The 24386-nt window shown below is 66.6% G+C and carries 18 protein-coding genes and 1 pseudogene; 14 read left to right on the top strand and 5 right to left on the bottom strand.

Annotated elements, in window-relative coordinates:
- Window positions 1-56: 56 nt before the first annotated feature.
- Window positions 57-1260 (top strand): annotated as a pseudogene (locus QF050_RS19795) (MFS transporter).
- Window positions 1261-1297: 37 nt separating this feature from the next.
- Here QF050_RS19795 and iolB read toward each other — a convergent pair.
- Both iolB and QF050_RS19785 read right to left on the bottom strand, forming a co-directional pair.
- Window positions 1298-2191 carry a 5-deoxy-glucuronate isomerase gene (gene iolB / locus QF050_RS19790; RefSeq protein ID WP_308931969.1) on the bottom strand — a complete coding sequence of 298 codons (894 nt, stop codon included), beginning with the start codon at window positions 2189-2191 and terminating at the stop codon, window positions 1298-1300.
- A gap of 17 nt (window positions 2192-2208) precedes the next feature.
- Window positions 2209-2949, bottom strand: a complete 741-nt coding sequence (locus QF050_RS19785) for a GntR family transcriptional regulator (RefSeq protein WP_308931968.1) — start codon at window positions 2947-2949, stop codon at window positions 2209-2211.
- Between the two features lie 271 nt (window positions 2950-3220).
- Here QF050_RS19785 and QF050_RS19780 point away from each other — a divergent pair, with 271 nt between their 5' ends.
- Window positions 3221-4357, top strand: a complete 1137-nt coding sequence (locus tag QF050_RS19780; protein ID WP_308931967.1) for a Rossmann fold nucleotide-binding protein — start codon at window positions 3221-3223, stop codon at window positions 4355-4357.
- Between the two features lie 41 nt (window positions 4358-4398).
- On the opposite strand, the gene QF050_RS19775 is transcribed toward QF050_RS19780, so the two are convergent.
- Window positions 4399-5541, bottom strand: a complete 1143-nt coding sequence (locus tag QF050_RS19775; protein WP_308931966.1) for a VIT1/CCC1 transporter family protein — start codon at window positions 5539-5541, stop codon at window positions 4399-4401.
- 267 nt (window positions 5542-5808) lie between these two features.
- Here QF050_RS19775 and QF050_RS19770 point away from each other — a divergent pair, with 267 nt between their 5' ends.
- Window positions 5809-6036 carry a hypothetical protein gene (locus tag QF050_RS19770; protein WP_308931965.1) on the top strand — a complete coding sequence of 76 codons (228 nt, stop codon included), beginning with the start codon at window positions 5809-5811 and terminating at the stop codon, window positions 6034-6036.
- A gap of 77 nt (window positions 6037-6113) precedes the next feature.
- Here QF050_RS19770 and QF050_RS19765 read toward each other — a convergent pair whose 3' ends face one another.
- On the bottom strand, window positions 6114-7634 hold the full coding sequence (locus QF050_RS19765) for a sodium:solute symporter (protein WP_308931964.1): 1521 nt from the start codon (window positions 7632-7634) through the stop codon (window positions 6114-6116).
- A 261-nt stretch (window positions 7635-7895) separates the two neighbouring features.
- Between QF050_RS19765 and QF050_RS19760 the strand changes: the two genes are divergently transcribed.
- The 11 genes from QF050_RS19760 (at window position 7896) to QF050_RS19710 (ending at window position 22659) form a co-directional block, all read left to right on the top strand.
- On the top strand, window positions 7896-8471 hold the full coding sequence (locus QF050_RS19760) for a cupin domain-containing protein (protein ID WP_308931963.1): 576 nt from the start codon (window positions 7896-7898) through the stop codon (window positions 8469-8471).
- Between the two features lie 249 nt (window positions 8472-8720).
- Window positions 8721-9785: an agmatinase gene (gene speB, locus QF050_RS19755; protein ID WP_308931962.1), complete on the top strand. Its 1065-nt coding sequence runs from the start codon at window positions 8721-8723 to the stop codon at window positions 9783-9785.
- 4 nt (window positions 9786-9789) lie between these two features.
- The gene (locus QF050_RS19750) at window positions 9790-11490 is read left to right on the top strand and encodes a thiamine pyrophosphate-binding protein (RefSeq protein WP_308931961.1); all 1701 of its coding nucleotides are present in this window, start codon (window positions 9790-9792) and stop codon (window positions 11488-11490) included.
- Window positions 11491-11649: 159 nt separating this feature from the next.
- Complete coding sequence (locus tag QF050_RS19745; protein ID WP_308931960.1) at window positions 11650-12132, top strand: MarR family transcriptional regulator; 483 nt, start codon at window positions 11650-11652, stop codon at window positions 12130-12132.
- Window positions 12133-14340: an MDR family MFS transporter gene (locus QF050_RS19740; RefSeq protein ID WP_308931959.1), complete on the top strand. Its 2208-nt coding sequence runs from the start codon at window positions 12133-12135 to the stop codon at window positions 14338-14340.
- A gap of 177 nt (window positions 14341-14517) precedes the next feature.
- The gene (locus QF050_RS19735) at window positions 14518-16251 is read left to right on the top strand and encodes an ABC transporter ATP-binding protein (RefSeq protein ID WP_308931958.1); all 1734 of its coding nucleotides are present in this window, start codon (window positions 14518-14520) and stop codon (window positions 16249-16251) included.
- Window positions 16248-18329 carry an ABC transporter ATP-binding protein gene (locus QF050_RS19730; RefSeq protein WP_308931957.1) on the top strand — a complete coding sequence of 694 codons (2082 nt, stop codon included), beginning with the start codon at window positions 16248-16250 and terminating at the stop codon, window positions 18327-18329. The genes QF050_RS19735 and QF050_RS19730 overlap by 4 nt, the downstream gene beginning before the upstream one ends.
- A 38-nt stretch (window positions 18330-18367) precedes the next feature.
- On the top strand, window positions 18368-18784 hold the full coding sequence (locus QF050_RS19725) for a thioesterase family protein (RefSeq protein WP_308931956.1): 417 nt from the start codon (window positions 18368-18370) through the stop codon (window positions 18782-18784).
- Between the two features lie 84 nt (window positions 18785-18868).
- Window positions 18869-19126, top strand: coding sequence for a PLD nuclease N-terminal domain-containing protein (locus tag QF050_RS19720; protein ID WP_308931955.1), 258 nt, complete (start codon window positions 18869-18871; stop codon window positions 19124-19126).
- Window positions 19127-19196: 70 nt separating this feature from the next.
- The gene (locus QF050_RS19715; RefSeq protein ID WP_308931954.1) at window positions 19197-21428 is read left to right on the top strand and encodes an AAA family ATPase; all 2232 of its coding nucleotides are present in this window, start codon (window positions 19197-19199) and stop codon (window positions 21426-21428) included.
- Entirely contained in the window at window positions 21415-22659 is a 1245-nt protein-coding gene (locus tag QF050_RS19710) for a restriction endonuclease (RefSeq protein ID WP_308931953.1), read from the top strand. Before QF050_RS19715 ends, QF050_RS19710 begins: the two co-directional genes overlap by 14 nt.
- On the opposite strand, the gene QF050_RS19705 is transcribed toward QF050_RS19710, so the two are convergent.
- Entirely contained in the window at window positions 22637-24292 is a 1656-nt protein-coding gene (locus QF050_RS19705; protein WP_308931952.1) for an ATP-binding protein, read from the bottom strand. The two genes, QF050_RS19710 and QF050_RS19705, sit on opposite strands and share 23 nt — an antisense overlap.
- Window positions 24293-24386 lie beyond the last annotated feature (94 nt).

The raw sequence follows: 24386 nt of genomic DNA, 5'->3' as shown, positions 1-24386 counted from the left end.
TAGGCGCCTTCCCTTCCAAGGAACAACCAACCACTACAACTAGAAGGAGCATTCCCATGCCTGTTGGCCTGATAGCCCTCGCCCTCGGCGGCTTCGGAATAGGACTCACCGAATTTGTCATCGCCGGACTGCTGCCGGAGGTGGCAGCGGATTTCGGCGTCAGCGAAGCCTCCGCCGGATGGTTCATTTCCGGTTACGCGCTCTCGGTGGTGGTGGGCGCACTCGGCCTCACGGCGGCCGTGACGAGGTTCGAGCGCAAGCCGGTGCTTGCGGCCCTGCTGGTCCTGTTCATCGCAGGAAACCTGCTCTCCGCCACCGCTGGCGGCTACTGGCCCATGATGTTGGGCCGGATCATCGCAGCCCTTTCGCATGGCGCCTTCTTCGGAATCGGAGCCGTGGTGGCCGCGGGCATGGTCGCGCCCAGCAAGAAGGCCGGTGCCATCGCGCTGATGTTCACCGGACTCACTGCAGCCAATGTCCTGGGGGTCCCGTTCGGCACGCTGCTGGGCCAGGCCGCCGGTTGGCGGGCCACCTTCTGGGCCATCACGGCCATTGGGGTGGCTGCGCTCGCCGGCATCCTTGCGCTGGTGCCCCGGCACGCCGGTGAAGCCGACACGGCGGGAAGCCTTCGCTCCGAGCTGCGCGCCTTCCGCTCCGGGCAGGTGTGGCTGTCCATCGTGGTGACCATTCTTGGCTTCGGCGGCATGTTCGGGGCGTTCACCTATATCGCCTACACGCTGACCGAGGTTTCGGGCTTTGCGGCCTCCGCCGTCCCGTGGCTGCTCATTGTTTTTGGCGTGGGACTATTCGCCGGCAACACGCTGGGCGGAAAAGCTGCGGACCGTAACGTTGACCGGACACTCCTGGTGGTACTCGCCATCCTGTTCGCGGTGCTGGTGGCGTTCGCCCTGACCGCCGCGAACCCTGTGCTAACCGTCATTTCACTGGTACTCATGGGAGGCTTCGGCTTCGCCACCGTTCCCGGACTGCAGATGCGCGTCATGAAGTATGCCCCCGGGGCTCCCACGCTTGCCTCCGGCGCGAATATTGGTGCCTTCAACGTGGGTAATGCCCTGGGCGCCTGGCTGGGCGGGGTCACCATTACCGCTGGATTCGGCTACACGTCGCCCATCTGGGCCGGGGCGGTCATCACCCTGGCGCGGAGTGGCGGTCATGGCGTTCGCCGCGGCGGCCGCCAAGCGGCGCGAACATCGGCCGGGCAACGGGGTGCAGACGGCGGAAGAGGTGGGCGTCCGCTAAGCGGCGGGGTCAGAGGAGCGGCGCACCTTGGCTCGCGTCAGGCTCCGAAGGGCAGCCGGGGATCGATGTTCTGGCTCTCCCAGGTCTGCCGCACCCAGCCGTGGTGCGGGTCGTCGCTGATCAGCCATTCGCGCACCGGTCCCGGGCCCGCCATGACGTTCAGGTAGTAGAGGTCGTACCCCGGGGCAGCCATGGCAGGGCCGTGCCAGCCGTAGGGCACCAGGACAACGTCGCCCGTGCGCACCTCGGCCGAGACGTCGATGGGCCGCTCGTCCGAGGCGTAGACACGCTGGTAGCCAATGGCATCGGCATCGGCAGGCGCCGAACCGCCGGCCGCTACCTGCGTTTCGAAGTAGTAGATCTCCTCGAGGGAGGTCTCGCCGTCCTTCTCCTCGTCATGCTTGTGCGGAGGGTAGGAGGACCAGTTGCCGGCCGGGGTGAGAACCTCGCAGACGATGAAGCGGTCTGCCTCAAGCGCTGCCGGCGTGCCGAAGTTATGGACCTGGCGCGAGCAGTTGCCCGCCCCGCGCAGTTCCACCCGGGTTTCGGCAGCGGGTACCAGCCGGGTGGGATAGGAGGCCCGTGCCGGGGCAGTGGCAACGGCCACCCGGCCGCCGTCGGCCGAACTGATGCTGACGGCGCGTCCGGTGCCGGAATAGAGCACGTCGGCAGGGCCGGAGAAAACGGACGGGCGGCCGGCCAGCGGGTATTCCGTGCCATCCACGGTCACGGTGAACGACCCGCTGAGGGGCACCACGATCCGTTCCTCGTCTGCGGCGGGAAGGTCGACGGCGGCGCCCGCCGGCAAGGTGGCGACCTTCAGCCCGGTGTGTGCCCAGCCGTCCACGGAGAGGGCGGAATCGGAGGTACCGATCGAAACGTCCCATTTTCCGTCCCTGGCTGCGCCCAGGGGATAGACCCAGTTGGTCATGGAGGTGTTCCTTTGCGCTAGCGCTGTACGAGGGTCATTTCGAAGCTGTAGGAATCCGCCCGGTAGACGTGGTGGCCGGTCTCCACGCGCCTGCCGGTATCGTCCACGGCTGTGCGTTCCATGGTGACCAGGGCGGACCCTGCGGCAGTGTCCAGCATGGACGCCTGGTAGTCGTTGGCGTTCACTGCGCCAATGCGCTGGTTGGCCAGCCGGAAGTTCACGCCGCCGCGGCGCAGGATCGAGTAGAGGCCCTCGGCTACAAGCATGGCTTCGTCCATGTCGGCAATGTCGTCGCGCACCCAGTTCTCCATCAGGGCCAACGGCTTGCCGCCCACTTTCCGGAGTCGGGTGAAGTGGTAGACCTTGGAACCCGCGGGAAGCTGCAGCGTGGTGAGTGTGGCGTCGTCAGCTTCCACATGCGAAAAGCTGAGGACTTCGGTGGTGGGCTTTTTGCCGTTGTTGGTGAGGTCGTCGTAGAGGCTTGAGAGCTCCAGTGGGCGGCGCACCTGGCTGGAGACCACCTGGGTCCCTACGCCACGCTTGCGCACCAGGAGGCCCGACCGAACCAGTTCGTCCATCGCCTTGCGCATGGTTGGCCGGGAGAGGTTGAGCTGGGCGGCCAGGTCGATTTCATTGTCCAGCCGGCTGCCGGGTTCCAGCACCCCGCTGTAGATCGCGGCTTCGATGCCCTGGACCACTTGGTGGTACAGGGGCACGGGGGAGGAGCGGTCGATGCTGAGTCCCAGGTTGTTCGCCACGGTGCGTTCCCTCGTCTTCGGTAACTGCGCAGCCGTCCGGTCCGGACAGGCGTGCCGGCGGACCGATTGCCGCTATATGTTCTCTTGATAGGACATACTTTCTTGCTCGATGGTAGCAGGCGGGTTCCCGGGGTCAAGGGACGTTGCGCCTGATGACCGACGGGACATCCCTGGCGCCCACGCCGGGCTGGCGTCTCGTAACGGGATGGCCCCACCATCTGCCTGCGGTGCCCTAGGCTGGCTCCATGACCAGGACCGGAGGGCTGCAGCCGTGAATTTCGCCGGAAGCCTGGGCCCCCGTCCCCGCACCCTCGAAGTCCAGGACCTGGCCAGCTTCGACCGGCTGGTTGCCGGCGGCGCCGTCAATCTGCATGGCTGGCACGCCCAGTCGCTGGACCTCCGGGGGCGGACTCCGGCGCTGAAGAGGGTTGACGTTGAGGGGGCCATGTTCCTCGGCTGCCTCTTCGACGACGGCATGGAGGCCAACCTCCGCAGCCGCGGTGCGCTGATCTTTCCCCGGCTCGAAGGCGTCCCGTTCGATCCCTACCGCGCCACCCTGTACACCCCGGCGGAACTGTACGCCGGGCTGGCTTCGTCCCCCTACGAAGAGCTGCCCGACGCCCGCATCTACCACTGGAGCATCCAGCCCGGCCAGCGCCACCGCGTGGACGCGACCCTGGCCTCCGCCCTGCACGATCACGCCATCGGCGATGCCCTCGATGAACTCACCCGCTCCGCACCCTGGAACCGCCGGTCCATCGTCGGCGTGATGGGCGGCCATGCGGCGCCGCGCGGCAGTACGGAATTCGCCCAGGCGGCGCGGCTGGGCAGGCTGCTTGCGCAGGACGGCCATGTGGTCGCCACCGGCGGCGGACCTGGCGCCATGGAAGCGGCGAACCTGGGCGCATACCTGAGCGGGGCGTCCGACGGCGATGTGCAGTGGGCGCTCGCGGCGCTCGCCGCCGTTCCCGGGTTCCGGCCCTCGGTGTCGGCGTGGGCACGCGCGGCCGCCGCCGTCGTCGACCGCCATCCGGGCGGGACGCCGTCACTGGGGATCCCCACCTGGTTCTACGGGCATGAGCCGCCCAACTACTTTGCCACGCACATTGCGAAATACTTCGCCAACGCCATCCGCGAAGCCATCCTCCTGCAACTGTGCCACGGCGGCATCGTGTTCCTGCCGGGAGCCGCTGGCACGGTGCAGGAGATCTTCCAGGATGCCTGCGAGAACTACTACGGCGCCCGGGAAACGGTGGCTCCCATGGTGCTGGTGGGGCGCCGGCACTGGGAGCAGGAATACCCGGCATGGCCCATGCTGGCCAGCCTCGCCGCCGGGCGCACCATGGCGGATTACATCTTCCTGGTGGACACAGTGGACGAAGCAGTGGAGGTCCTCCGGCAGCGCTGAGCGGCGCCGGAGAACCTCCACGCGGGTTCAGCCGCGGGTGGCTAGCCCACCGCGGTGCCGAACAGCAGGCCCAGCAGGTACGTGATGACGGCGGCGCCGAGGCCGATGGCCAGCTGGCGCAGGCCGCGGGTCAGCGGGGACGTGCCGGACAGCAGGCCAACAGCAGCGCCGGTGGCCAGGAGGGAAATGCCCACCAAAGCCCCGGCCACCACGAGCGCGGTCACGCCGGTCAGGCCGAACAGGAACGGCAGGATGGGAACGATGGCGCCGGAGGCGAAGAAGCAGAAGCTGGAGAGCGCGGCACCCCACGCGGTGCCCACAGCCTCATGCTGGTCCGCTTCCTCGGGCAGTTCCGGCTGCAGCGACAGGCTCGGGTCGCAGTCGCAGGACAGCAGGCCGGTACGCTCGGCTACCCGGTGTTCGGCAGCCTCCCGGGACATCCCGCGGGCCAGGTACACCAGCAGGAGTTCGTTGTGTTCGAGGTCCAGCTTGGGCGCGACCGCCAGGGTGACCTGGGTGGGGCGCGTGGCTGCCAGCAGCTCCCGCTGGGACCGGACGGAGATGAACTCGCCGGCTCCCATGGACATGGCGCCGGCCAGGAGCCCGGCGACGCCGCTGAGCAGCACCACGCTGCTGGCCACGCCGGAGGCCGCCATGCCCATCACCAGGGAGAGGTTGCTCACCAGGCCGTCGTTGGCGCCGAAGACGGCGGCGCGGAACGTGCCGGCCAGGCGGTTGCGGCCGCGGGTTGCCAGCCCCCGGACCACTTCCTCATGGATCTGCTCATCGGCCGCCATGGCGTCCGTGGCGTTGGGGTCCTTGGCGTAGGGGGAGCGGCCTTCCGCGCGCTGGGCCAGGGCCAACACAAAGACGGAGCCGAAGTGCCGGGCCAGGAACCCCAGGAAGCGGCTCCGGGCGGACGCCCTTTTTGGCTTGCCCGCGTGATCGCCCAGCAGGGCGAGCCAGTGCGCCTCGTGCCGGCCTTCGGCTTCGGCCAGCGCCAGCAGGATGGCCCGCTCTTCCCCCTCGCGGTTCTGGGCCAGGTCACGGTAGACGGCGGCTTCCGCGCGCTCGTCCGCCAAGTACTGGCGCCATCTTTTGATGTTCGACGGCGAGGGCTGGCTTTGCGGGGTTGGGGCGGCCTCCGGGACGGTGTGGGGTTCGGGCTGGGCGTGCTGCGACACTGGTACTCCTGGGCTTGGAAAGGGCATGGTTACGGCGCCTTTGCCCTGCCAGCCTACTGCGGATTTCCGCGGTTTTTTGGCTGGCAAACCTCGCTGGGGAGTTTCGGTTGACCTTAAAACCGCACCCCGCCCTTCCTTAATTTCGAGGCCCCCACCAGTCCCGCCGCAGCCCTTGACCCGTCCGCCCGGCCGGTGCTGTGATGAAGGTGTGGCGCGGCCTGCGCCCTACCTGAAAGAGCACGTCAGGCGAACAACGGAGGTTGAATCATGAGCACCACCGGACAGCACCCGGACATGCCGCACCTGGACGCCGTCGAAGCGGACCCCGCCTACGATTACGCCGAGGATGCACCGGTAGACGATGCGGACTGGGACGCGGAGGACGAGTTCCTTGACGAGGAGGAGCCGGTGGTCCAGCCGCCGCCGGTGGTCATCGATGCCGAGGACCGCGAGGTCCCGCTGGATGACGACGAGCCCCGCGACACAGGGGAGTAGGACTTACGACGACGGCGCCTCCCTTCGCCTGGAAGCGAAAGGAGGCGCCGTCGTCGTGCGTTAAAGCATGTGTCCGGTCAGCGTGCGGCGAGGATTTCCTCCGGAGCGTCCTCCGGTTCCTGCCCGGCCACGCGGCGCTGCCAGGCCCGCATGACCCGGGGGTCGGTGGGGCGGGTGAGCAGCGAAGCCGCGATGTAGACGACGGCTGAGGCGATCAAGCCGTAGTAGATGGGCTCATTCGCGTAGATGCCGTCCAGCGGGGCCTTAGCGTTGATTTCCAGGATGATCATGGTGCCCAGCGTCACCACCGACCCGACCGCCATGGATGCCGCGGCTGCCACGCCGGTGCCGCGCTTCCAGACCAGGCCGCCCAGGATGGCCACCAGGAGGCCGCCCACCAGGATGTCGTAGGCAATGGTCAGGGCCGCAACAACGTCCTTGGTGATGATGGCGATGGCGATGGCCACGATGCCCAGTGCGAGGACCCACACCCGGTTGGCCTTGACATCGTGCTCCGGGTTCTCGGAATCGCCGGTGGAGACCTCCTTGCCGAACCAGCCGGCAACGAACGGCAGGACATCCGCCCTTGCCACGGTGGCGGCGGCGATCAGCGCGCCGGAAGCGGTGGACATCATGGCGGCCACGGCGGCGGCCAGGACCAGGCCGCCAATGCCGATGGGCAGCAGGTTCTGGGCTACCTCGGCGTAGACGTCGTCCTTGGCAGCGATCGTGACGTTGGACAACGCCACGTTGGCGGCCATGCCGATCAGCGCACCGGCCACGCCGTACAGGATGCAGTAGATACCGGCAGTGGCCCCGCCCCACCGGGCCACTGTGGGCGTCTTGGCGGTGAATACGCGCTGCCAGATGTCCTGGCCGATCAGCAGGCCCAGGGTGTAGACCACGAAGTAGGTGATGATCGTCTGGACGCCGATCCCGTCGATCTGGAAGAAGCTGGCATCAACGCGGCTGCGGATGCCGTCGAGGCCGCCGGCAGCGTTGAGGGTGAAGGGGAGCATCAGGAAGAAGATGCCCACGGTCTTGATGACGAACTGGACCTGGTCCGCCAGCGTGATGGACCACATGCCGCCAATGGTGGAGTACACCAGCACAATGGCTCCGCCGATGGCGATGGCCAGGGCGCGGTCAAGGCCGAAGAGGACGACGAAGATCGTCGCATACGCGCCGGTGGACGTGGCGCAGAGCATCAGGGTGTACGCGAGCATGACGATGCCCGAGGCCTCCGTTGCCCGGCTCCCGTACCGGAGGGTGAGCATCTGGGACACGGTGTAGATCTTCAGCTTTTGGATGGTGCCGGCGAAGAGCAGGCTCAGGAGCAGGACGCCGGCGCCGATGGCCACCACGAGCCACATTCCGGAGATGCCGAACTTGTAGCCAAGTCCCACGCCGCCCACTGTGGACGCGCCGCCCAGGACCACCGCGGCCATGGTGCCGGTGTAGAGGAAGGGGCCAAGCCGGCGGCCGGCAACCAGGAAGTCGCTGTTGTTCTTGGTGCGGGATTTGCCCCACCAGCCGAAGGCCAGCATTGCGAGCAGGTACACCACCACGATGGCGATGTTGATGGCACGTGCATCCATATTGAGGGGCTCCTTGGAGCTGTTGGGTGCCGGGTGTGGGACCGGGGCGGCGGCGCCCGGAACCGCCGCGGACGAACGGAGGGGATCCAACTATTGCCCTATAGGCAACAGGAGTTTTCAAAGCCTAGGATGTGACGCCCGCAACAGTCAAGAACGATCGGCGCCGCGCGGCCTGCGTGTGGCATGCGCGCGTCACAAAAGCGCCGCGGATTAGGATGGCTCGAGAGCGGAGCCGGGCTGCCGGCCATGAAAGGTTCGTAGATGAAGGCACTGCCAGTTGAGCCGAGCAACGTCCCGGTTGCCATCGGTTCCAGGATCCGGGCCGCCCGGCAGTCCCAGCGGCTCACCATCGAGCAGGTTGCGGACGCCACCGGGCTGACCAAGGGGTTCCTCAGCCGGGTTGAGCGGGACCTGACCTCACCGTCCGTGGCCTCGCTGGTGACGCTCTGCCAGGTGCTCTCGATCTCCATCGGCGAGCTCTTTGCCGCACCGGAAACCCACCTCACCAAGCGGAATGACGGGCCTCGTATCTCGCTCGGCGGCCAAGGCATCGTGGAGCGGCTGCTGACCGCCCGTTCGGAACGCCGGGTCCAGATCATCCAGGCCGTCATCGAGCCGCACGGCCGCGGCGAGTCCGAGCTTTACGCCGTGGACTGCGACGTGGACGTGCTGCACGTGATTAAGGGGTCCATCAGGCTGATCCTCACCAATGAGGAATACGACCTCAGCACCGGCGATACGGTGACGTTCCCGGGCCGCGAACCGCACACCTGGGTCAATCCCACGGACAAGCCCGTCGAGGTGCTCTGGGTCCTGGTGCCCGCCGCCAGCCGCTGACCCGGTTCGGCGTGTTCATTCCCGCCCGTTCGGCGCGGCGTCACGCGGAGCAGCTTTTGGGCGGCTGCCGGCAGGCAGTTCCCTGAAAACATGCGCTTCCGGCCGCTTTCGGCTGCCCAAAACGTGCCGTGCGTGACGCGGCATGCCACCGGGGACCAGTCCAAAGTAAACATCTGATGCTCATTGGAAAACTACGGTGTATGATGGCAGTCACACAGTCCCCTCAACTCCTCGAAGGAGAGGCCTCCATTGGAAGAGCTGCGCATCGAAGCCAACGGCAACCTTGGCCCCATCGATTCATCCCGGATCCCGCGGTACGCCGGAGCCGCCACCTACGCCCGGCTGCCCCGCCTGGACCAGGTGGCCAAGGCCGACGTCACGGTGGTGGGTGTCCCCTTCGATTCCGGAGTTTCCTACCGCCCCGGCGCCCGCTTCGGCGCCAACCATGTCCGCGAGGCCAGCCGGCTGCTGCGTCCCTACAACCCGGCCTGGGACGTCAGCCCGTTCGAGAACATCCAGGTGGCAGACGCCGGGGACATGGCGGTCAACCCGTTCAACATCAACGAGGCCATCGAGACCATCCAGCAGAACGCTCTGGACCTGACAGCGGCCGGCAGCAAACTGCTGACCCTTGGCGGCGACCACACCATCGCCCTGCCGCTGCTCCGTGCCGCCGCCGAGCGGGCCGGCGAACCTATTGCAATGCTCCACTTCGACGCCCACCTGGACACCTGGGACACCTACTTCGGTGCCGAATACACCCACGGCACGCCATTCCGCCGGGCGGTGGAGGAGGGCATCCTGGATACCGAGGCCATCAGCCACATCGGCACCCGCGGCCCGTTGTACGGCAAGAAGGATCTCGACGACGACCACCGCTTCGGGTTCGGCATCGTCACCTCCGCGGACGTCTACTACCAGGGCGTCCTGGAAACTGTGGCCAAGGTCCGCGAGCGGATCGGCAACCGCCCGCTCTACATCTCCGTGGATATTGACGTCCTGGATCCGGCCCACGCGCCGGGTACCGGCACACCCGAGGCCGGCGGCATCACCAGCCGCGAACTCCTGGAAATCATCCGCGGCTTCCGCGGCATGAACCTGGTGGGGGCCGACGTCGTCGAGGTGTCCCCGGCCTACGACCATGCCGAGATCACCGGCGTCGCGGCCAGCCATGTCGCCTACGAACTGGTGACCCTGATGGCGGACAACGCCGTTCCCGGGGACCGCTTCGGCGCGGTAACCGGCTACGAGGCCCAGGCCCTGGGCCGGGAAATCCACCGGCCCGCCGGTTTCGCTGCCGCCGCCAAGGAGTAGCACCGTGACCGAACCTGCACCCGCCACTCCCGCCGCGCAAGGGGGAGGTGCCCGCAACGGCGGGGACCTCGTCGTCGAAACCCTTGAAGCGCTGGGCGCCAAGACGGTGTTCGGCATCCCTGGCCAGCATGCCCTGGGACTCTTTGATGCGATGGGCCGCGGCAACCTGCACTTCGTCTCCTCGCGGGTGGAAAACAACTCCGCCTTCGCCGCGGACGGCTACTCCCGCGCCACAGGCGAGGTGGGTGTCCTGTTCCTGTCCACCGGCCCTGGCGCGCTGACGTCCCTGGCCGGGCTGCAGGAGGCGTACGCCACCGGTGTCCCCATGGTGGTGGTGGCCAGCCAGATTCCCCTGGAGGGCCTCGGGGCGCGGCGCAAGGGCATGCTGCACCAGCTTGATGACCAGAAGGCCTCGGCCGCGAACGTCACCAAGAGCCAGCGGCTGATCCAGCACGCCTCCGGCATCCCTTCCGCCATCCAGGACGCCTGGACCGAAGCCATCTCCTCCCCGCAGGGACCCGTGTGGCTGGAAATCCCGCAGAATGTCCTGCTGGATCCCATCATGGTGCCGCCGGTGGAGGATGCGCTCGCCGAAGCCGCTGACAACCCGCCGCGCGTTGAACTGGTCCGCGAGGCGGTGACCTGGCTTTCGGAGGCGAAACGCCCGGCGATCATCGCCGGCGGCGGCACCAGGCGCGGCAAGGGGGAGAAATCGCTGTTGTCCCTGGCGGAGAAGCTGCGCGCCCCGGTCATCTGCACGCCCGGTGGCAACGGCGCGTTCCCCTGGAACCATGAGCTCTCGCTCCAGTCCTGGATCGAGGACCAGTACATGACGGAGCTGCTCGAGGATGCCGACGTACTGGTGGTCATCGGCTCCTCGCTCGGCGAAGTGACATCCAACTACTTCACCTTCGAGCCGCGCGGCAGGATCATCCAGATCGACGCCGAACCCCGCGTACTGGAGTCCAACCGGCCCGGCCTGGGCATTCGCGCCGACGCCGGCCAGGCACTGGCGGCGCTCGACGCCGCCCTGACGGAGCCGCACGGCGAACAGGCGGACTGGCACGGTACCTCGCCCGAGGACCTGGTCAAGGACACCCTCGCCAAGGTGAAGGCCCGGCTGGAATCGCAGGACCTGGCCAAGGAACTGCACTTCATGGCGGACATCCGTGAGGCGGTCCCGGCGGACATGCAGACGTTCTGGGACATGACCATCAGCGCGTACTGGGGCTGGTCCTGCTGGGACGCCCGCCAGGGCCAGTTCCACTCGGCCCAGGGTGCCGGCGGCCTCGGCTTCGGCTTCCCGGCGGCAATCGGCGGTGCGGTGGGCCTGGAAACCACCGGGAAGGCCGGCAACGCCGCCCGGGTGCTGGCCGTGTCCGGCGACGGTTCGGCGATGTACTCCATCGCCGAGCTCGCCACGGCCAGGCAGCACAACGTGCCGGTCACGTGGCTGATCGTGGACGACGGCGGCTACGGCATCCTGCGCGAGTACATGGTGGGCTCGTTCGGCAAGGCCACGGCCACCGAACTGGCGCGTCCCGATTTCGTGAAACTCGCCGAATCCTTCGGCGTGCCGGCCACCCGGGTGGCCCCGGAGGATGTGGGGGACGCGCTCCAGGCCGCGTTCGCCGCGGACGGACCCAACGTCGTCGTGGTTGAAACGCTCCTGAAGATGTTCGCGCCCACCCATCTGGATCTCTGACCGCGCAGGCTTCTGCGCAAGCGCTCCCTCACGTGCCGGCAAAGCAACGGCTGCGTGGGGGAGTGTCGTCGTTGACGGGACCTTCGCATACACTTCGTTTCCCTAAGCAACCTTTTTCTGTTACAGTTGCTTGCAGCAACTAATTCTTTAGGGAGGATCATGTCTGTCGCACCGGCCACCGCAGCCGACCTCGTCAGCCATATCTATGACCTCCAGCGCGCGCTGCGCTGCGTCACCATGGTCAACGTCAAAGGTCAGGACACGGGCATCGCACTCCAAGGGGTGCTCAAGTTCATCGGCGAAGGGGAAACCCGGGCCGCGCACCTCGCCGAACGGCTCGGGGTCAGCGCGCCGGTACTCAGCCGGCACATCGCGGAACTGGCGGACGCCGGCCTGGTGCTTCGTACACAGGACCCCGACGACGGCAGGGCCCAGCTGCTGGCCCTTTCACCCAGGGGAAAGGAAAAGCTCGCTGAGCTGGTCCGCCACCGGGCAGAAACCCTGCAGGGCTACCTCGTCGACTGGAACGAGGACGACGCCGCTGCAACCGCGGCGATGCTGAGCAAGCTGACCGCATCACTGAAGAATTCCATCCGGGCAAGGGCGGCCGGAACCACCAACGAACACGCAGGAGTCAACTAGATGGCCAACGTCACCGCCGCCGCGGACCAGGAGCAGGAGCGCCAGCGCCAGCGCTCCGCCAAGCAGGAATCGCGGCAATCCAAGCGCCACGAGCCCGGCGCGCCCATGAACCACCGCCAGATCATGGAGGCCCTGACCGGCCTCCTTGCCGCTTTCTTCACCGCGATCCTCAGCAGCACCATCGTGGCAAACGCGCTGCCCACCATCATGTCCGAGCTCAAGGGCACCCAGACCGACTTCGCCTGGGTCATCACCGCCGCCCTGCTGGCCAACGCAGCCACCACCCCCATCTGGGGCAAGCTCGCCGACCTCTTCGACAAGAAGGTCCTGGTCCAGCTCAGCATCGTGATTTTCGTTGCCGGCTCGGTCATGGCAGGTTTCTCCGAAAGCATCCCGTTCCTGCTCACCGCCCGCGTGATCCAGGGCATCGCCATGGGCGGCCTCACCGCCCTGGCGCAGGCCATCATCGGCTCCATCATCCCGCCCCGCGAACGCGGCAAGTACTCCGGCTACATGGGCGGCGTCATGGCTGTCGGCACCGCCGGCGGCCCGCTGCTGGGCGGCTTCATCGTGGACAGCTCCCTTGGCTGGCGCTGGACGTTCTTCGTCTGCGTGCCGCTCGCCGTCGTCGCCTTGATCCTGCTCCAGGTAACGCTGAAGATCCCGCACGTCCGGCGTCCTGCCAAGATCGACTGGTTCGGGGCGGTGCTGCTGACCTCCGGCGTGAGCCTGCTCCTCATCTGGGTCTCCTTCGCCGGCCAGCCCGACTACTACGACTGGTGGTCGTGGCAGTCCGCAGTAATGGTGGGCGGCGGGGTCCTCCTGCTCGCACTGCTGGTGCTGGTGGAATCCAAGGTGTCCCAGCCGATCATCCCGCTCAAGATCATCTCTGAGCGCACCACCGCCCTGGCCATCGTTGCGTCCGTGGCCGTTGGCGTGGCCATGTTCGGTTCGTCCACCTTCCTGGGCCAGTACTACCAGGTGGCCCGCGGCGCCACGCCCACCGAGGCCGGCCTGCTGACGCTGCCCATGATCGCCGGCAACCTGGTCGGCTCGGTGGTGTCCGGCCAGCTCATCAGCCGCTACGGCAAGTGGAAGAGGTTCCTGATCGGCGGCACCATCCTGCTGATCGGCGGCCTGGCGCTGGCCGGAACCATGGACCACACCACCGAACTCTGGCTGACCGGCCTCTACACCGGCATTTTCGGCATCGGGCTGGGCATGCTGATGCAGAACCTGGTCCTCGCCGTCCAGAACACCGTCCAGGCCAAGGACATCGGCTCGGCCAGCGCCTCCGTTGCGTTCTTCCGCTCGGTGGGCGGCGCGATCGGTGTGTCCGTCCTGGGCGCCATCATGGCCAACCACGTCAAGGACCTGGCTACCGACGGGCTCACGAAGCTGGGCGTCCAGGCCACCGGAAACGGCGGCGCCAGCATGGACCTCAAGGATCTGCCTGCCCCGATCGCGGACATCATGCGTGCTGCCTACGGTGACGCCACAGCCGGTATCTTCATGATCTCTGCCATTGTCAGCGCCGTTGCCCTCATCGCCGTGATCTTCATCAAGGAAGTGCCGCTGCGCAAGACCGTTGACATCACCCCCGAGTCCACGCTGCAGGCCAACGCCGCCGGCGAAGCCGGGATGACCGCCATGACCGGGCAGTTGCCCCTGGTATCCGCCGCCACGCCGGAAGGCGTTCCCGCCAGGCCAGGAACCGCGGCACGGAGTTCGGTGCATGCGGGTTCCGGAGCTGCCCCGGCCAAGATGTACGACGGCGGTGCTGCCGCTGTGGCAGCGGCGACTGGGAGGGTTGCCACGGAGGACTTCGAGGAAGCCTTTGCCCGGAGTTTCCGCTCCGAGGGGCTGGACCTCCGGTCTGCCGACAGCGTCGACAAGGCTGCGGACGCCGTGGCCAGCGCCGCTGACACGCTCCGGAAACTGCAGGACACCCAACAGTTGCTGGCCCGCCAGCAGGTGGAACTGGGCGGACTGGTGCTGGACGTCCAGGAGCAGCTCCGCTCCCAGCGGGAGGTCGCAGCCAAGCAGGCGGCCACGGCCGCGGAGCTCAGCAGGCTCCAGCGCAAGCTCCTGAAGGAACGCAAGCTCCAGGCTGCGGCCGCGCTGTACCTGGCAGGCCGCGGCAAGCACAGTGCCGCCGCCCCCGGGCAATCTCCCGCAGATGGTTCGGAGCCCGTGCAGGGACAGTAGGCCGTCCCGGCGGACCAGCCACGGCCTCGCGCCCGCGATCCAACATGCCGCAGCCCGCACCCGGAAGATTCTCCCGGTGCGGGCTGCGGCATTTCCAACTGCCCCACCGGCCACAATGTCGGCAGAAAGTGCGCCCCATCCGGCCTCAATGTCAGTGGGCCTCGCTAGAGTGAAACCATGCTCCTGACCCTTATTCGGCGCTACTCCAAACCGTATTCGCCGTACATCCTGGCTGTCGTCGTTTTCCAGCTCGCATCCACCATCGCCGCCCTGTACCTTCCCAGCCTGAACGCGCAGATCATCGATGAAGGGGTGGCGCGCGGAGACACCGATTTCATCTGGCGTACCGGTGCCATGATGCTCCTCGTGGCCTTCGCCCAGGTCGCTGCAGCCATTGCCGGCGTGTATTTTGGCTCCCGCACGGCCATGGCGGTAGGCAGGGACCTGCGGCGCGCTGTGTTCCGGAAGGTCACCAGTTTCTCTGCCAAGGACGTCAACGGCTTCGGAGCTCCAACGTTGATTACCCGTGGCACCAACGATGTCCAGCAGGTGCAGATGCTCCTGCTGATGGGACTGAACTTCATGGTTGCCACCCCCATCATGTGCATCGGCGGCATCATCATGGCGCTGCGCGAGGACCTGAACCTGTCGTGGCTGGTCTGGGTGTCCGTCCCGCTGCTGGCGGTGGTGGTGGGGTACCTGGTGGTCCGGCTCATGCCGCTGTTCCGCACCATGCAGCGGAAAATCGACCGGATCAACGCCGTGCTCCGCGAACAGATCATCGGTATCCGGGTGGTCCGGGCTTTCGTGCGTGAACCGTACGAAACGGAACGTTTCGGCGGCGCCAACAAGGAACTTACTGACGTTTCGCTTCGGATTGGGGCACTGTTCGTCCTGATGTTCCCGGCCATCAGCATGATCCTGCACCTGTCCACCGCCGCCGTGCTCTGGTTTGGCGGCCAGCGCGTGGACGCCGGGGCCATGCAGGTGGGATCGCTGACGGCGTTCCTGCAGTACCTGCTCCAGATCCTGATGGCCGTCATGATGGGCACCTTCATGGCCATGATGATCCCGCGCGCCTCCGTCTGCGCTGACCGCATCGGCGAAGTGCTCGGTGTGGAGCCCTCCATCCACGATCCCCAAACTCCGCAGGCCCCGGCCTCGCTGGCCGGCGTGGTGGAGTACCGCAACGTCACCTTCGCCTACCCGGGAGCCGAGTCGCCGGTGCTCAGTAACGTCAGCTTCACGGCCCGGCCCGGACAGACCGTCGCGATCATCGGTTCCACGGGTGCCGGCAAGACCTCGCTGCTGTCCCTCCTCCCGAGGCTGTACGATCCCGTGGACGGCCAGGTGCTGCTGGACGGCGTTCCGGTGGACCACATGGACCGCGCCGAGATCACCAAACGCGTGGCCCTGGTGCCACAGCGTCCCTACCTTTTCTCAGGCACCATCGAGCACAACCTCCGGTTCGGGAAAACCGAAGCCACGGACCAAGAGCTGTGGGACGCCCTCCGCGTCGCCCAGGGAGAGTCCTTTGTCCGGGAGAAGAAGAACGGGCTGGACTCGCGGATCGCACAGGGGGGAACCAACGTATCCGGCGGCCAGCGCCAGCGTCTCTGCATTGCCCGTGCGCTGGTGACAAAACCGAGGGTCTACCTTTTCGACGACTCCTTCTCGGCCCTGGACGTGGCCACTGACGCCCGGCTCCGGGCCGCCCTCAAGGGCATAACCTCGGACGCCACCGTGATCATCGTGGCCCAGCGCATCTCCACCATTACCGACGCCGACCAGATCCTGGTGCTGGACAATGGCCGGATCGTGGACCGGGGCACCCACGAGGAACTGTTGGAAACCTCGCCTACGTACCAGGAAATCGTCGAATCCCAGTTGAGCGTGGAGGAAGTGGCATGAGCGCCCGCAAGAATGGCTCCAGCCCGGTGGAAGAAACCCCGCTGGCCGCGCAGCCCGCGGACGACGCCGGACAAGTCCCTGCCGCGCAGCCCGCGGACGACGACTTTGTCGAGGAGGAGTTCACCCCCACCGAAGCGGACGGCGGCATGTTCGGTGCAATGCCCGCCAAGAAGGCCGAACACTTCTGGCCCTCTGCTAAACGGCTTATGGGCCTGCTGAAGCCAGAAGCCGGTGGCATCTACGCCGTGGTGGGCCTGGTGGTGGTCTCCGTGGTCCTGAACGTCATCGCCCCCAAGATCCTGGGCCAGGCCATGGACGTGATCTTCGCCGGGGTAGTGGGCAAGCAGCTGCCCGCCGGGGCCAGCAAGGAGCAGTTCGTCGCCGGCCTGCGCCAGCAGGGCCAGGACAACTTCGCTGACATGCTGTCGCGGATGGAACTGGTGCCGGGCACCGGCATCAACTTCGACAAGCTCACCACGCTGATTGCCGTTGTCCTGCTCATGTACTTCGTCGCCAACATCTTCATGTGGCTGCAGGGGTACGTGCTGAACCGCATTGTCATGAAGGTCATCCGGCGGCTGCGTGACGATACCGAGAGCAAGCTGAACCGCCTTCCGCTGAACTACTTTGACACCCGGCAGCGCGGCGACGTGCTGTCCCGGGTGACCAACGACGTCGACAACATCCAGCAGGCACTCCAGCAGGCCTTCGCCCAGCTGGTCAACTCAGTGCTGACGGTGGTGGGCATTGTGATCATGATGTTCATCGTTTCCTGGCAGCTGGCCCTGATCGCCCTCATTGCCCTCCCGCTGTCCGGTGTGGCCGCCGGCATGATCGGGGTTCGGAGCCAGAAACTCTTCGCGGCGCAGTGGAAGAACACCGGCACCTTGAACGGCCAGATCGAGGAATCCTTCTCCGGGCACGACCTCGTCCGCGTGTTTGGCCGCGACGCGGACATGCTGGACCGGTTCGAGGAACGCAACGAGGCACTCTACAAAGCGAGTTTCGGGGCGCAGTTCGTTTCCGGAATCATCTTCCCCGTCATGCAGTTCGTGTCCTACCTCAGCTACGTGGGCATCGCTGTGGTCGGCGGCCTGCGGGTGGCTTCCGGCGCCATGTCCCTTGGCGATGCGACGGCGTTCATCCAGTACTCCCGCGAGTTCACCCAGCCGCTGGGGCAGATGGCCGGCATGGCGAACATGCTCCAGTCGGGCGTGGCGTCCTCCGAGCGCGTCTTCGAGTTCCTTGACGCCGACGAAGAGGAAGCAGAAACTGCCACAGAGCACCTGCCCGCCAAGACCGACGGGCACGTGGACTTCAAGAACGTCACCTTCAGCTACACCCCCGACAAGCCGCTCATCGAGAACCTGTCCTTCACCGCCGAGCCGGGAAACACCATCGCGATCGTTGGCCCCACCGGTGCAGGCAAGACCACCCTGGTGAACCTGGTCATGCGCTTCTACGAGCTCAACTCGGGCTCCATCATGCTCGACGGCGTGGACGTGACCCACCTCAGCCGCTCGGAGCTGCGCTCCAAGGTGGGGATGGTTCTCCAGGACGCGTGGCTGTTCGGCGGGTCCATTTACGACAACATCCGGTACGGCAATCTCGATGCCTCGGAGGAACAGGTCATGGCCGCTGCGAAGGCGACCTTCGTGGACCGCTTCGTCCGGGCCCTCCCCGAGGGCTACGACACCGTGATCGATGAAGAGGGCAACAACGTCAGCGCCGGCGAGAAGCAGCTGATAACCATCGCCCGTGCCTTCGTTGCCAACCCTTCGTTGCTGATCCTGGATGAGGCCACCAGTTCCGTGGACACCCGCACCGAACTGCTGGTGCAGAAGGCCATGGCGGCACTGCGCAGCGACCGCACCAGCTTCGTTATCGCGCACCGGCTCTCCACCATCCGTGATGCGGATACCATCCTGGTCATGGAGAACGGACGAATCGTGGAGCAGGGCAACCATCAGGTGCTGCTCGCGGCCGGTGGCGCCTACCACCGCCTGTACATGTCCCAGTTTGCCGGTGCGGACGCAGGCGAGATACCGGTGGATGATTCGACGGCGGTGCACAGCTGAGCGCGCATGGCGGCGGCCGGATCGAGGTCCTGGTGCCCATGCGGTGGGGTGACATGGACGCCTACGGCCACATCAACAACGTCCAGATCGTGCGAATGCTGGAGGAGGCGAGGATCGCGGCCTTCGGACCGCCCCGGGGCGCAGGCCTGCCCGGCATCGAACCGCACGTGTCCCTCTTCAATGACGTGCCGGCCGGCACCCTGGCCCTGGTGGTGGACCACAAGATCCGCTACGTCAGGACGCTGGAGTACCGCAACGTCCCGGCTGTCGTGCAGGTATGGATCGGCGCCGTCAAGGGCGCCAGCTTTGACATCCACTACCTGCTCCAGGACCCGGTCAGCAGGGAGGACTGCGTGAAAGCCAGCAGCCACCTGGCATTCGTGGACGAAGCCAGTGGCCGGGTACTGAGAGTCACCCAGGAGCAAAAGGACCGGATGGCCCCCTACAGGCACTAAGCCCCTGTACAAGGCCGGCCGGACCTACTGGACTGGACCTACGAGTTGGACTGGACCTACGAGAATCAGCGAAAGGAAGCCCCGATGGCCACGAACAAGAACCGCGCCGCGCGGAAGAAGAAGACATGGAAGGAGATGTCCCCTTCCGGCAAGGCGGGCACCATCCTGACGGCGATCGTGCAGGTGTCCCTGCTCATTGCCGCCCAGCGGGATATCTCCCGCAGGCCTGCTGAGCTCATCAACGGGCCGAAGGCTGCGTGGCGGGCGGCATCCTTCGTCAATTTCATTGGACCCGTGGGGTACTTCGTCTTTGGCCGGAAGCGGTCTGCCACCGGGGCCTAACCCCGCGCGCAGGGACAGCCGCCCAGCCGCGTGCAGCGGCCGCCCAGCTTGACCCTGTAAATTTGAGGGCATGACCCCCACCGCCACCGTTGCCATGACCCGCGCCCTCGGCATCTCCAAGGAGATAGAGGACGCAGCGTGGTTCGTACTGGGACCGGGGCTGCAAGGGAAGGCGTCGCCGCTGGACGGGCGCACCCGGACGTGGTCGGTTGCGGCGGCCTCGGAACTGCTGGACCGCCTGGAACGGGGCATCCCCGATCCCAAAGCCCCGATGATGACCAACCTCCGCGAGAACCTCGACGGCGCCACCCGCGGCGCCAAGCAGCTGGCAGTGGAATTGCTCTTCCTGCAGTCCCTTCCGCTGGCCCACGAAGTGAAGTCCCTCAAGGTCAAGCGCGCCCGGGTGGCCGAGGCCGCCGGTTGGCTGGAGCCGCCGCTGGAGCTTCCCGAAGAACTGTATGCGGGCATGACGGACCACGGAGTGATCCGCGACCGGACGGCTGAATTCAACTGGACCATCTGGGACCACCTCAAGTGGCTTTGCAGGTTCGTCCGGAATGTCGCGCAGCGGCCGGCCGCCGTGGTGCAGGCTGCCATCAAGGATCCGCTGCAGTTCCACCACCTGGCAGCATCCACCCCGGATGACCAGCCCGCCATCCGCCGCAGCATCGAATTCCTGGCGTGGCCCAGCTACTTCGAGCCGGTAGTGGCGGACGTGGAACGGCAGGAAATCCGGGACGCTTTCGCCTCGCTCGTGGGCGGGGCCAACGGCGACAGCGAAGAGGACATCACCGCGGACATCCACCGCATCCGCCTGCACCTCGACGAGCAGGCGGGCCAGCGCATCGACTGGTACTCCCGGCAACTGGTCAGCCAGTGGCGCAAAGTGGGCGACCCCGGACGGCGGGCCTGGCTGCTCCGGACCCATGGTGACCACACCGAGCTGCTCACAGCCTGGCACGCCGAGGAGAAGGTGACCCTCGACGTCGAACATCTCCGGCCCCTGGAGCCCGGGGTCGCCGCCGGGGTGGTCCAACACGCCGTGGACGAGGATTACAAGCACCTGGGCTACGTGGAGCGCGAGGACACCAAGACCGCCGCCCTGGCTTTCCTCACCGTCATGAAGCCCGGCGACCTGGTGCTCTACCAGCACGCCGGCACGGTGCGGCTGGGCGGCGTGCTGGGGGAGCCGGAGTACAACGACGACAACCGCCGGCTGCGGCGCAAGGTGCGCTGGTTCGACGACGGCCACACCACCACCAGCCTTCCCCGTCACGTCCAGCGCCAGCTCAGCACGCCCGGCATCGTGGTGGACGCCACCAAGGTGGTGCAGGCACTGCAGGCGTTGCTGCCCGCCGAGGCGGAAACCGAGCCCGACGCCGACACGGAGGGCGCCGCCGTCGTCCCGCCTGTCCAGGAAGGCTTCCGTCCGCTGACGCCCGAATTCGCCGCGTCCCTGCACATGGAACTGGAACCGCTCCAGGAGATTGCCGAGCTGCTCGAGGAAAACCGCCAGCTGGTCCTCTACGGTCCGCCCGGCACCGGCAAGACCTACCTGGCCAAGCATCTCGCCGCGGAGCTAGCGGATGACACCACGGACGAACGCGTCAAACTGGTCCAGTTCCACCCTTCCTACGCCTACGAGGATTTCTTCGAGGGCTACCGGCCGGACAAGACGGACGAAGGCCAGGTGTCCTTCAAACTGGTGGCCGGCCCCCTGCGTCGGCTGGCGGAAGAAGCTGCGAAGCCCGGCAACGAGAAGAAGCCGTACTTCCTCATCATCGATGAGATGAACCGCGCCAACCTGGCCAAGGTCTTCGGCGAGCTGTACTTCCTGCTGGAATACCGCGATGACCGGATCTACCTCCAGTACAGCCCCAACGAGCCCTTCACGCTGCCAGACAACCTGTACATCATCGGCACCATGAACACCGCGGACCGGTCCATTGCGATGATGGATGCCGCCATCCGCCGCCGTTTCTCCTTCATCGAGCTGCACCCGCAGACGGAGCCGGTGAAGGGCTCCCTGCTCCGGTTCCTGGAGGCCCGGCAGCTGGATACCACCCCTGCGCTGTTGCTGGACGCGCTCAACGGGGCCATTGACGAGTGGGACCGGGACCTGATGATCGGGCCGTCCTACTTCATGAAGCCGGCGGCTCAGAACCCGGCCGGGCTGCGCCGGATCTGGAAATACGAGCTGATGCCGCTGCTGGAGGAGCACTACCACGGCCAGCTGACCAGGGCGCAGTTGGAGGAACGCTTCGGACTGGACCAGTTGCTGGGACGCATTGCAGCGCGCTGACCCCCGGGTGTCCGTGCGGCACCTGGTCCTGGACGAGCTGTCCGGCGGCATAGTGGAACGGCTGGACGCGCCCAGCGCTTCCTTCCTGAACTCCAGTGGGCTGGCCAAGGCTTCCCCCATGGGCATGGGGTTGTACCGGATCGAGCCGGTGGGCAAGGTGGGCTCCGTGCGGACCTCCACGGTCCAGCTCGACGTCCGTCCCAAGGACCGGCTGGGGTTGAGCAGGCTCCTGTTCCTGCTCAGTTACGCGGGGGAGCAGGGTTTCCGGCCGGACGCGGTGGCCGCTGACGAGGAACAAGAACTCTGGAGCGCGCTGGCGGAGTCTTTGGCGCAATTGGCCGAACGCGCCTTGGGCCGCGGCGTCTTGCAGGGCTATCTCACCGTGGACGAGTCCTTGCGGACCGTGAAGGGGCGGATCCGGATTTCGGACCAGATTTCCCGCCGCCCCGGAATGCTGGTCCCCTTGGAGGTCTCCTACGACGAGTTCACCGAGGACATCGCCGAAAACAGGATCCTGCGTGCGGCCTTGGAACGGATGGGGCAGGTACCCGGCGTGCGGCCGGAGGTGCTTGGCAGGCTGCGCCAGCTGAAGGGAAAGCTCGACGCCGTCACCCGCCTTCCAGCCGGCAGCCCGGTGCCGCCGTGGAAACCCACCCGGATGAACCTGCGCTACCACGCCGTGCTGCGCCTGGCTGAGCTGATCCTGCGGAACGCATCCGCGGAAGCCGGCGAGGGCAGCCAGCAGACGGCGTCGTTCGTGGTGGACATGGCCCAGGTGTTCGAAGACTTTGTGGGAACCGCGCTGCGCTCGGCAATGGCTGCGTACCCGGGGGAGTTGCGGCTGCGCTACGACGCCCTCCTCAGCGAGGCGGTGCGCGATTCGGACCGGCTGTCCGTCCGCCCGGACGCTGTCCATATGCTGGGTGGACGCCCGGTGGTGGCCTATAACGCGAAATACCGGGCAGCTTCCGACGCCGGTGCTTCCCTGACCGCCGACCACTACCAAATGCTGGCCCACTGCACAGCGCTTGCTGTGCCCACCGCCTGGCTCGTCTACGCCGGAAAGGGCGAGGTCAAACTCCGCCGGATACTGAACACGGACATCGACATTGTGGAGTTCCCGCTGGACCTCAGCCAGCCGCCGTCGGACATCCTGGGCTCCATCCGGGAACTCGCCCGGCAGTCTTGGGGCGAAGTAGTCCGCACCGCTAGACGGGCACCCGGAACGTAAACGTCGTCCCCTTGCCAAGCGTGCTGTCGACGTCGATGGTCCCGCCGTGGGCCTCGACGATCGCCTTGCTGATGGGCAGGCCCAGCCCCACCCCGGGAATGGCCGTGCGCCGGACGTTGCTGGTGCGGAAGAACTTGGCGAAGACCTCGGAGACGTCCTCCGGGCTCATGCCCATGCCCGTGTCGGCCACCCGGCAGGCCAGGTGTCCGTCCTCCTGTGCCAGCGTCACAACTACCTCGCCGCCGTCGGGGGAGTACTTGATGGCGTTGGACACCAGGTTGTCCAGCACCTGGGAGATCCGGGCGCTATCCACGTGCGCCTCCAGCTGCGGCGGCGTTTCGGCACGCAATTCCACACCGGCGGCGGCAGCCCGCGGCATCGCCGAGGACACACTGCTTTGCACCAGCTCGGCCACGTCCACAGTGTGGGGCGTGACGATCAGCTGGCCGTTCCGGCTGGCCAGCAGGTCCGAGACCAGGGTCAGCAGCCGCTCGGAATTGCGGTGGATGATCTCCAGCATCTCGCGCTGAGACTGGTGCGGTTCGTCGGCAAGCAGGATTTCCACGTAACCCAGGATGGACGTCAGCGGGGTGCGGAACTCGTGGGAGACGCTGGAGACGAAGTCGTCCTTGGCGGCGAGGGCGTTCACCAGGTCCGTTACGTCGCTGAAGACGATCACGGAGCCGGCAAAGCGGCCGTCGGAATCCTTCATGGCGCGCGCTGTGGTCACCAGGGCCCGTTGCTGGCTTCCCTCACCCAGCCACACCAGGTAGTCCGTGAACGTTTCCCCCAGGACGGCGCGGCGGACCGGGCGCTCCTCCACGGGGACCAAGGTCTTCCGGTCCGGGCCGAAGACCAGGAGCTGCGACTCGTTGGGGTCCGCAATATCCTTCGGCCGGGCCAGCTCATGGTTGGCCCGCTGCTTCCGGTTCATCAGCACATCATGGCCATCGGCGTCCACCGCCAGCACACCCAGGTGCACGGTATCCAGGATGGTGTTCAGCAGCGCCTCCTGGCGCTTGCTGGTATTGAGGCTGGCTCGCAGTTGCTCGTCCTTTTCCTCCAGCTGGTTCTGCTGGCGCATCATGCTCAGCGTGAGGACGCTCACGGAAACGCCGATGCCCAGCATCATGACTGGCAGCAGGAGGGACCGGGCGTAGTCCTGCGGGGTGTCGTTGCCTTCCAGGAACAGGGGCACCCAGATGATGGCCAGCGGACCCAGGAAGGAGAACCACAGGGCCGCCTTGGGGTAATACCCTGAAGCGCAGAGCCAGATGACCGGAAACACGGCCAGCAGGCTGATGCCGGTGAGGCTTTCCTGGCCACCTTCGCGGCCGGCGCCGATGGAGATGAAGTCCAGCACGGGAATGGCCAGGAAGCTCGTGTAGGGCAACCGGTCCCACGGAACCGCGTAGCAAAGCCCCATCAGGACCAGCTGGGAAATGAGGAACGTGACAAACAGGGGGTCGTCCATCGTGTCCGGGAAAAACGCCCACACCAGGAATGCCGTGAGGATGGTGGTCACGAACAACGGCATCTGGCTCAGGGCCACCCGGTCCGTCAGCCGGTATTCATGGAACGGCCGCTTGAAAAACCGCAACCGACCCGAGGACCAGGCCGTGGGGTTGCTCATCGTTCGGTAGACGCGGAAGTCGGGGTGTTCGAGACCATACCAGCAGGATATCCGCAGCCAGCTATACTTCTGACGTTGGCACTGAGGGGGCTCT

It is taken from the genome of Arthrobacter sp. SLBN-112 (genome assembly GCF_030944625.1).
In the GTDB taxonomy this organism is placed as follows: Bacteria; Actinomycetota; Actinomycetes; order Actinomycetales; family Micrococcaceae; genus Arthrobacter.
Note: the sequence above shows the minus strand (reverse complement) of the source record. Positions and strands in the feature narration are given on the sequence as shown.

What these genes read in the sequence shown, in the direction of transcription:
- QF050_RS19705 (WP_308931952.1), bottom strand. Translation starts at nt 24,292, where the DNA reads ATGAGCAACCCCACGGCCTGGTCCTCGGGTCGGTTGCGGTTTTTCAAG.
- QF050_RS19760 (WP_308931963.1), top strand. Translation starts at nt 7,896, where the DNA reads ATGAAGGCACTGCCAGTTGAGCCGAGCAACGTCCCGGTTGCCATCGGT.
- QF050_RS19745 (WP_308931960.1), top strand. Translation starts at nt 11,650, where the DNA reads ATGTCTGTCGCACCGGCCACCGCAGCCGACCTCGTCAGCCATATCTAT.
- QF050_RS19715 (WP_308931954.1), top strand. Translation starts at nt 19,197, where the DNA reads ATGACCCCCACCGCCACCGTTGCCATGACCCGCGCCCTCGGCATCTCC.
- QF050_RS19730 (WP_308931957.1), top strand. Translation starts at nt 16,248, where the DNA reads ATGAGCGCCCGCAAGAATGGCTCCAGCCCGGTGGAAGAAACCCCGCTG.
- QF050_RS19740 (WP_308931959.1), top strand. Translation starts at nt 12,133, where the DNA reads ATGGCCAACGTCACCGCCGCCGCGGACCAGGAGCAGGAGCGCCAGCGC.
- QF050_RS19765 (WP_308931964.1), bottom strand. Translation starts at nt 7,634, where the DNA reads ATGGATGCACGTGCCATCAACATCGCCATCGTGGTGGTGTACCTGCTC.
- QF050_RS19735 (WP_308931958.1), top strand. Translation starts at nt 14,518, where the DNA reads ATGCTCCTGACCCTTATTCGGCGCTACTCCAAACCGTATTCGCCGTAC.
- QF050_RS19720 (WP_308931955.1), top strand. Translation starts at nt 18,869, where the DNA reads ATGGCCACGAACAAGAACCGCGCCGCGCGGAAGAAGAAGACATGGAAG.
- QF050_RS19770 (WP_308931965.1), top strand. Translation starts at nt 5,809, where the DNA reads ATGAGCACCACCGGACAGCACCCGGACATGCCGCACCTGGACGCCGTC.
- QF050_RS19725 (WP_308931956.1), top strand. Translation starts at nt 18,368, where the DNA reads ATGCGGTGGGGTGACATGGACGCCTACGGCCACATCAACAACGTCCAG.
- iolB (WP_308931969.1), bottom strand. Translation starts at nt 2,191, where the DNA reads ATGACCAACTGGGTCTATCCCCTGGGCGCAGCCAGGGACGGAAAATGG.